Source organism: Devosia sp. (assembly GCF_036676215.1).
In the GTDB taxonomy this organism is placed as follows: domain Bacteria; phylum Pseudomonadota; class Alphaproteobacteria; order Rhizobiales; family Devosiaceae; genus Devosia.
On the sequence record NZ_JAKFDJ010000026.1, the window covers coordinates 21928 to 30653 of the forward strand.

Below are 8726 nucleotides of genomic sequence, written 5' to 3' on the forward strand. Positions count from 1 at the left end.
CCACCCGAAAGGCATTCCAAAATGGCTGAACTGCACAAGAACCTCATCAACGGGGAATGGGTGGGCTCGGACGGTATCGAGAACATCAACCCGTCCAACACCGCCGAAATCGTGGGCCTCTATGCCCGCGCCACGGCCGAGGAAACCAAGCAGGCGATCGCGGCGGCCAAGGCCGCATTCCCAGCCTGGTCGCGTTCGGGCATTCTCGAGCGCCATGCCATCTTGTCCAAGACCAGCCAGGAAATCCTGGCGCGCAAGGCAGAGCTGGGCGAACTGCTGAGCCGCGAAGAGGGCAAGACGCTGCCCGAGGGCATCGGCGAAGTGACCCGCGCGGCGCAGATTTTCGACTTCTTTGCTGGTGAAGTCCTGCGACTTGCCGGCGAAGTGCTGCCGTCTGTCCGGCCGGGCGTGGGCGTGGAAATCACCCGCGAGCCGATCGGGGTGATCGGCATCATCACGCCGTGGAACTTCCCCATCGCCATCCCGACCTGGAAGATGGCGCCGGCGCTGGCCTATGGCAACACGGTGGTCATCAAGCCGGCCGATCTGGTGCCGGGCTCGACCTGGGCGATCGTCGATATCCTGGTGCGTGCCGGCCTTCCCAAGGGCGTGCTCAACCTGGTGATGGGCAAGGGCTCGGTCGTCGGCCAGACCATGCTCGACAGCAAGGATGTCAACGCCATCAGCTTCACCGGATCGGTGGGCACGGGCAAGCGCGTTGCGGCGGCCTCGATCGAAGTGGGCCGCAAGTTCCAGCTGGAAATGGGCGGCAAGAATCCGACCGTCGTGCTGGATGACGCCGACCTTAAGGTGGCCGTCGAAACCGTGGCGCAGTCGGCGTTCTTCTCGACCGGGCAGCGTTGCACGGCCTCGTCGCGCGTCATCGTGACCGAAGGTATCCACGACAAGTTCGTCGATGCGCTGGCCGAGCGGACGCGCAATCTGCGGGTGGGCGATGCGCTCGACAAGAACACCGAGATCGGCCCGGTGGTCGATCCCAGCCAGCTCAAGCAGGACACCGACTATATTGCCATCGGCAAGGCCGAGGGCGCCAAGGTGGCCGCTGGTGGCGAACTGGTGAAGGGGTCGACGGAAGGCTATTTCCTGCAGCCGACGCTGTTCACGGAAGCGACCAACCAGATGCGCATTTCGCGTGAGGAGATCTTCGGGCCGGTGGCTTCGGTGATCCGCGTGAAGGACTATGAAGAGGCGCTGTTCACGGCGAACGATACGGAGTTTGGCCTGTCGGCCGGCATCGTCACAACGTCGCTCAAGTATGCAACGCATTTCAAGCGCAATGCCGAGGCCGGCATGGTGATGGTCAACGTCCCAACCGCAGGTGTCGATTTCCACGTGCCGTTCGGCGGGCGCAAGGGCTCGAGCTACGGTTCGCGCGAACAGGGCAAGTATGCGGCCGAGTTCTTTACCGTGGTGAAGACGGCCTATACCGCAGCCGGCTAGGTCACGGCGGCCGTTCGGCGCCTGTGCAAACCCGCGGGCCTCGTCCGCGGGTTTCTTTTATCGCCGCTGCGTCAGCGCCATTCCCGCCAGAATCAGCGCGACGCCCAGGGCGCTGGCCCACAGCGTGGTTGGAACCGCTCGTACGAGATCGAGGGCAACGCCGGAGACCATCTGGCCGCCGATGACGAGCAGGGCGGTGTTCACCGCGCCGATGCGCGGGATGAGCCAGCTCCCCGCTGCAACGAAGACGACGCCGATAGGCCCGCCGGCATAGGCATGCCATGGGGCATCGGCGGCGCCCGCCGGCACCAATCCGCCCACGAGCAGACCCAGCAGCGTCAGGATGGCGAAGCCGATGAGGTGGTTCCAGAATGAAGCAACAAGCGGCGTGGTGGAGAGGGCCAGCCGGCCGTTGAGCTGGCGGCTCAGGCCGACCAGCAGGCCGGCCAGCAGGGCGTAGGTGATGGCGAGGATCATGCTGCCCCGCCCATGCCGAAGAGGATGATCAGGGCGCTGCCGGCGATGATCAGCGCCAGCGCGCCCATGTCGCGCAGGGACAGCCTGCGGCGCGGCAGGCCGAAGAGGCCCCAGCGGTCGGCCGCGAGACTGAAAACCACCTGACCGGCGAGACCGAGCGCCAGCGTGCCGGCCAGCGCCAGCGGCGTGTTGACGGCAGTGGAGGTCAGCATGACGGTGGCGCCGCCGGACAGCCCGCCAAGATAGGCCCAAAGCGGCGCGCGGGGCTTGCTTTTGGTGGCGGCGGGACGTCGGCGCCACAGCACGGCGAGCAGGATGACCGCTGCGATGGTGCCGGTGCCGTGGGCCGCCCAAGAGGAAAACAGGGCATTGCCGTAGCGGCCCAGTTCGCCGTTGAAATAGACCATCAAGGTCAGCAGGCCGCCGGTGCCGAAGGCCGCCAGGAGATGCAGCGGGTTCAACCGCTCCGTGCTGGACGTCATGGGAAGTTCCGATTCGGTCGTGAGAATCGGAGCTTACCACGCCGCTCTGGGGTCACTAGACGTTCACCGCCCGGGCCATGGCCTGCTGACCGATCAGGCTGCAGAGCTTGAAGATACCCACTTCGATCTGGGCTTCGTCGCAGAGTGAGAAGCTGAGCCGCATGGTGTTGCGGCCCGATCCGTCGGGGTGAAAGGCGCCGCCGGGGACAAAGGCAATGTCCTGGCGAATGGCCTGCGGCAGCAGCGTTTCGGCGTCCAGATGGTCGGGTAATTCCAGCCACACGAACATGCCGCCATCGGGCTTCTTCCAGCGGACGCCGGGTGGGGCGTGTCGTTCCAGGGCGGCCTGCATGGCGTCGCGGCGCACCCGATAGACGGCGCGGATGCGGGCGACCTGGGTGTCATAGCCGGCGATAGCGACCTGGTGCATGACCATCTGGTTGGTGGTGGCCGTATGCAGGTCCGCGCCCTGCTTGAGCAGGGTCAGCCGGCGGATCAGCGCTGCAGGGCCGCAGATCCAGCCGATGCGCAGGCCGGGCGACAGGGTCTTGGAGAAGGTGCCGCAATAGAGCGTGCGCGTGCGCTCGATCGAGCCGGCCGCAGCGGCGTCGAGTGCGGCGACGGCCGGCAGGTCCTCGCCGTCATAGCGCAGCGCTGAATAGGCGGCGTCCTCGACAATGACCGCGTCGAGCGCCCGTGCCTGATCCAGTGCCTGGTGCCGCGCAGCCTTGCCCATGGTGATGCCGTTGGGATTGGCGAAATCGGGCACGAGGTAAAGCAGCCGTGGAGCGCTGGCGCCGGTCGGCTGGGGCGCATCGAGTGCCGAGAATTGGGGTTCGTAGGACGAGAAGGACTGCAGCGCGCCCAGATAGGTGGGGCGGGCGGTGACGACGCCATTTCCCTTGTCCAGCAACAGCTTGCCGATGAGATCAAGCGCCTGCTGGGAGCCGCTGGTGACGAGGATGTTGTCGGGGCTGGCCGGCACGCCGAGGCGGGCCATGTGATCGGCGATCCACTGGCGCAGCGGCAGATAGCCCTCGGTGGTGGAATATTGCAGGGCTTCGCGGGCGATGGAGGGGCCACCGAAGACATGGCGCCAGGCATCCTGGAAGAGGGCGACATTGAACAGAGCAGGATCGGGAATGCCGCCGGCAAAGGAGATCATCGACGGTTTGCCAACGAGCTTGAGCAGCTCGCGAATTTCAGAAGCCTTCATGGACTGGGCACGGGACGAGAGGCGGAAAGCCGTCATTTGTATCACCGTTATGATGGTACGAATGATACAAACACTGCAATATTGTTATGTCAACTATGATGACCTTATTTTGGCAATTGAGCCGGCAAGGGGCACCTAGCGCCACAATGCCGTCACAAGGCTGAACGCTCGACAACAAAGCCAAGGTGCAGCTACTATCGATTCAATGAGTGATACAATTTCCACTGATGCAGATATCATGGTGCTGCCCGACAATGCGCGGCCGGTACATGAGCGTGTCGCTGCGGCCGTAGAAGCGGCGATTGCCGAGGGACGCTATCGGCCGGGCCAGCGCCTGCCGACGCATCGGCAACTGGCGCAGCAGTTTTCGGTCTCCATCGGCAGCGTGACGCGGGCCATCGATGCGCTGAGCGCGCGCGGCGTGGTGCGCGGGGAGATCGGGCGAGGCACCTTCGTGCTGGACCGCCCCGACACCGGCGCCGATGACGGCGGCATCGTCGACCTGACCATCAATGCCCCGCCGCCGGTGATCGCGCTGCATCGCATGGCCGAGGCGAGCGAAGTGGCCAACCGGCACGCATTGGCGCTGCCGCATGGCGGCTATGGCGATCTGGGCGGTACCGAGCGGCAGCGCGTGATCGTGGCGCGCTGGCTGAGCGAGATGCGGACGCCGCTGGCCGCCGATGAACTGCTGCTGTGCAACGGCGCGCAGCAGGGGCTGCATCTGGCATTTGCCACACTGCGCGAGACATCGAGCACGGTGCTCACCGAGAGCGCGACCTTTCCCGGGGCGCTGGCCGCTGTGGCTAATCTGGGCATGGTCATGGCGCCGGTGGCGCATGATGGGGAGGGCATGTTGCCCGAGGCGCTGGAGGCTGCTCTGGCAGCGACCGGCGCGAAGATCATCTATACGACCCCGGTCTGCCAGAACCCGCTGGGCTTCGAGACCGGTCCGGAGCGGCGGCGGGCAATTGCCAAGATCGCCACTCGGCACGACGCGGTGATCGTCGAGGACGACATTTACGGGCTCTATGCGGCCAAGGGAAAGCTGACCTATCGGGATCTGGCGCCGGAACGGGTGATCTATGTCACCAGCCTCTCCAAGAGCCTGACGCCGTTGGTCCGCCTTGGGGTGATTGCGCCGCCGCCCGCGCTGATGGCGGCCGTGCGTAAGCGGCTGCGGGCCGAGAGCTGGGGACTGCCGCCCTATGTGGCAGAGCTGGCGGCAGCGATGATCGAGATCGGCATGGCTGACGAAGCCGCGGCGGCACTGCGGACCGAGGGCTGGGGCCGGCTGGGGCTGACGCGAGCCATATTGGGGATCGACACGGTGCCTATGCCGGGCGGTGCGCCGCATCTGTGGCTGCCGATGAGCCCACTCAAGGCGGAACAGCTGGCCCGGCGGGCCAGCGAGGCGGGTGTGCGCATCACGCCGCCCTCGGCGACGCAGGTGGGGGCGTCGCCGGTGGCGGGCGTGCGGCTCTGCATCATGGCGCCCCGCACGCGGCGCGTGCTGGAGCGCGGATTGAACGTGCTGGCGGGCATTCTGGGCAGCGAGGAAGACGTGGTGGTGTGAACCACCACAAATGCCTTAAAGCGGCAGCCCGACATAGTTCTCCGCAAGGCTCTGCTGGGCGGCAAGCGAGCCGGTGAGATAATCGAATTCGGCGCGCTGGATGCGTCGGCCGAAGGGGCCGGTTTCGGGGAAGGTGTGAAGCAGGCTGGTCATCCACCAGCTGAAGCGCTCGGCTTTCCAGATGCGGCCGAGGACGTGGCTCGAATAGCCGTCGAGTGCTGCGGGGGAGCCTTCGGTGAAGTGCTCGATCAGCGCATCGGCCAAGGTGGCCACGTCGCTCATGGCGAGGTTGAGGCCCTTGGCGCCGGTGGGCGGCACGATGTGGGCGGCGTCGCCGGCCAGAAAGAGCTGGCCGAAGCGCAGGGGTTCGGCGACGAAGCTGCGGAGCGGGGCAACGGATTTTTCGATGGATGGACCGATCTGCATCGCCTCGGCCGTTTCCGGGGCCAGCCGGGCGCGCAATTCGTCCCAGAAGCGGGCGTCGGACCAGGCGCCGACCTGCTCGTCGGCGGGCACCTGGATATAGTAGCGGCTGCGGGTGAGCGAGCGCTGCGAGCAGAGCGCGAAGCCGCGTTCGTGGTGGGCGTAGATGAGTTCGTGGGCGACGGGCGGACGATCGGTCAAAACGCCAAGCCAGCCAAAGGGATAGACGCGTTCGAAGGTGGTGAGCGATTGCTCGGGGACGCTATGGCGGGAGACGCCGTGGAAGCCGTCGCAGCCGGCGATGACAGCGCAATCGATGCGGTGGGTGACGCCGTCCTTGCGGTAGGTGACCCAGGGCTTTCCGTCGAAATCGTGCAGTTCGACGTCTTCGGCCTCGTAGATGGTGGGGGCCTGACGCAGGGCCATCAGGTCGCGGGTGACTTCAGTCTGGCCGTAGACCATGACCTGGCTGCCGACCAGGGCAGAGAAATCGATGCGGTGGCGATCGCCATCAAAGCCCAGTTCGATGCCGTGATGGACAAGGCCCTCGGCATGCATGCGGGTGCCGGCGAGGGCACGGTCCATCAGGTCGACGGTGCCTTGCTCGAGTACGCCGGCGCGGATGCGGCCCAGCACGTAATCGGCACTCCTGCGCTCGATGATGACGGCGTCGATCCCGGCGAGTTCGAGCAGGCGGCCAAGCATGAGCCCGGCAGGACCGGCACCGATGATGGCAACCTGAACACGCATGAAATCCTCCCTTGCGGCCAGTATGCTGGCCTTTTGCTGGCAGCATGCTGGCGGTTTTCTTGCCGTTTTCCAATGGACGGGGGGCGCAATCTGTTGGACTATCCGAACATGAAATCTATCCCGAGCTATGCGCTGTACGGCGAGGCCGATTCCGACCGGGAGCAGGATTGGCTGCATTGGGAAACCATCCAGTCGCGCAGCCGGCTACATGACTACCGGATTGCGCCACACCGGCATGAGCAGTTCCTGCAGATTCTCCATCTGACCGGGGGCAGCGCGCAACTGACGGTCGACGGCGCGGTGTTCGAGGTGCGGCCATCGACCATGGTGGTGGTGCCGGCGCTGACGGTGCATGGCTATGTATTCAGCAAGGACGTCGAGGGGATCGTGGTGACGCTGATGGAGCGCGACGTGCGGGCCGCCGGGCTGGGCGATCTGGGCGCGGTGGTGCTGCGCGGCAATGGCGAACTGAGCGGGGCGCTGGACCGGCTGATCGAGGAGGCGGACCGGCCGGGGGCCGGGCATGGCGTCGCCATGCGGGCGCTGATCGCGCTGCTGGTGGTGGCCATTTACCGGGCGGGGCGCGATGGGGGGCAGGCAGGGGCCGGCAGCAGCGAGCGCAGCGTGCTGCATGCGCAGGCCTTCCGCTGGCTGGTGGACCAACGCTTCCGGCAGACGCGGCGGATTGCCGATTATGCAGCCGAGATCGGCATTAGCCCGACCCACCTCAACCGGGTCAGCCGGGAGGTGCTGGGGGCATCTGCACTGGCGGTGATCGAAAGGCGCGTGGCGCTCGAAGCCCGGCGGATGCTGCTGTTTTCGACGCTGAGCATCAAGCAGATCGGGGCGGAGCTTGGCTATGAGGACCCGGCGTATTTTGCGCGGTTCATGAAACGGGCGCTGGGGGTGGCGCCGGGGAAGTATCGGAGCCGGGTGCTGGGGTTCCCTCACCACAAGGGGGAGGGTACACCCGGGGGGGAAACGAGTCTGGGACTAACCCGGACTGAGAAGGAAGCGTGATGGCCGATCGACCGCCCATGCTGGCGCCATTCCGGCATGAGACATTCCGGCTGCTGTGGCTGGCGACGCTGGTGTCCAATCTGGGCGGGCTGGTGCAGTCGGTGGGCGCCGGCTGGATGATGACCACGCTGACCGACTCGCACAACATGATCGCGCTGGTGCAGGCATCGACCACGCTGCCGATCATGGTGTTCTCGATCGCCGCGGGCGCGCTGGCTGATAATTTCGACCGGCGCGTGGTCATGCTGATCGCCCAGGGCGGCATGATGGTGGTGTCGCTCACCCTGGCGGCCCTAGCCTTCATGGGCCTGCTCAATCCCTGGCTGCTGCTGGGCTTCACCTTCCTGATCGGATGCGGCACGGCGCTGTTCAATCCGTCATGGCAGGCCTCGATGGGCGATATCGTGCCGCGGGCCGACCTGCCGGGCGCGGTCACGCTCAATGCCATGGGCTACAACATGATGCGCAGCGTCGGACCGGCGGTGGGCGGGCTGATCGTGGCGCTGGCCGGTGCGGCTGCGGCCTTTGCGGTCAACGCTTTCTCCTATGTGCCGCTGCTCTATGCGCTGCTGCGCTGGAAGCCGGAGCGGCCGCCCAACAAACTGCCGCGGGAGAGTTTCGGCAGCGCCATGTGGGCCGGCATCCGCTACGTGTCGCTGTCGCCAAACCTGACGACAGTGCTGTTCCGCGGCTTTCTGTTCGGCTTCGCGGCGGTGGCCATTCTGGCGCTGTTGCCATCGGTGGCCAGGGAATATGTCGGTGGCGGCGCCATGGTCTATGGAACGCTGCTGGGCAGCTTCGGGCTGGGGGCAATCGGGGGCGCCTTCCTCAACGGAAGGGTGCGCGAGCGCTACAGCAACGAGACCATCGTGCGGGTGGCCTGCGTGGCCTTTGCCATCAGCAGCGCGGCGCTTGGCTTCAGCCGCGACCCGCTGCTGAGCCACCTGGCGCTGTTGCCGGCGGGGGCCTGCTGGGTGCTGTCGCTATCGCTGTTCAATGTCTCGATCCAGCTGTCGTCGCCACGCTGGGTGGTGGGGCGGGCGCTGTCGCTTTACCAGACAGCGACGTTTGGCGGCATGTCGGCCGGCAGCTGGATCTGGGGCCTGAGCGCCGATGCGCTGGGGCCGGATTCGGCGCTGCTGCTGGCGGGGGCGGTGATGCTGATCTGCGCGCTGGTCGGGTTTCGGCTGCCGCTGCCGCAGTTCAATGCGCGCGATCTCAACCCGCTCAACACCTTCAACGAGCCGGTGCTGAAGCTGGACCTGCGGCCGCGCAGCGGGCCGATCATGGTGATGGTCGACTACAGGATTGGCCAGGAGGA

8 protein-coding genes are annotated in these 8726 nt (G+C 66.2%); 4 read left to right on the top strand and 4 right to left on the bottom strand.

The annotated features are described in order from the left end of the window. The first annotated feature begins 21 nt into the window (after positions 1–21). Positions 22–1461: an aldehyde dehydrogenase family protein gene (locus V6M52_RS02065; RefSeq protein WP_332698913.1), complete on the top strand. Its 1440-nt coding sequence runs from the start codon at positions 22–24 to the stop codon at positions 1459–1461. A 57-nt stretch (positions 1462–1518) separates the two neighbouring features. Here V6M52_RS02065 and V6M52_RS02070 read toward each other — a convergent pair whose 3' ends face one another. From V6M52_RS02070 to V6M52_RS02080, 3 genes are read right to left on the bottom strand one after another with little or no spacing between them, the layout of a single operon-like run. Then, complete coding sequence (locus V6M52_RS02070) at positions 1519–1938, bottom strand: DMT family transporter (protein ID WP_332698916.1); 420 nt, start codon at positions 1936–1938, stop codon at positions 1519–1521. Next, a complete protein-coding gene (locus tag V6M52_RS02075) occupies positions 1935–2420 on the bottom strand; it encodes a DMT family transporter (protein WP_332698919.1) in 486 nt (161 codons plus the stop codon). Before V6M52_RS02075 ends, V6M52_RS02070 begins: the two co-directional genes overlap by 4 nt. Before the next feature lie 55 nt (positions 2421–2475). Next, positions 2476–3672 carry an aminotransferase-like domain-containing protein gene (locus tag V6M52_RS02080; protein ID WP_332698922.1) on the bottom strand — a complete coding sequence of 399 codons (1197 nt, stop codon included), beginning with the start codon at positions 3670–3672 and terminating at the stop codon, positions 2476–2478. Between the two features lie 169 nt (positions 3673–3841). Between V6M52_RS02080 and V6M52_RS02085 the strand changes: the two genes are divergently transcribed. Continuing rightward, positions 3842–5212, top strand: coding sequence for an aminotransferase-like domain-containing protein (locus V6M52_RS02085; RefSeq protein WP_332698926.1), 1371 nt, complete (start codon positions 3842–3844; stop codon positions 5210–5212). Positions 5213–5227: 15 nt separating this feature from the next. On the opposite strand, the gene pobA is transcribed toward V6M52_RS02085, so the two are convergent. Then, positions 5228–6385, bottom strand: a complete 1158-nt coding sequence (gene pobA, locus V6M52_RS02090) for a 4-hydroxybenzoate 3-monooxygenase (protein ID WP_332698929.1) — start codon at positions 6383–6385, stop codon at positions 5228–5230. Positions 6386–6493: 108 nt separating this feature from the next. Between pobA and V6M52_RS02095 the strand changes: the two genes are divergently transcribed. Together V6M52_RS02095 and V6M52_RS02100 are read left to right on the top strand one after the other, a co-directional pair. Then, positions 6494–7405, top strand: coding sequence for a helix-turn-helix domain-containing protein (locus tag V6M52_RS02095; protein WP_332698932.1), 912 nt, complete (start codon positions 6494–6496; stop codon positions 7403–7405). After that, positions 7405–8726: MFS transporter (locus V6M52_RS02100; RefSeq protein WP_332698934.1), on the top strand; the 1322-nt coding region annotated here is incomplete at its 3' end. The genes V6M52_RS02095 and V6M52_RS02100, both read left to right, overlap by 1 nt.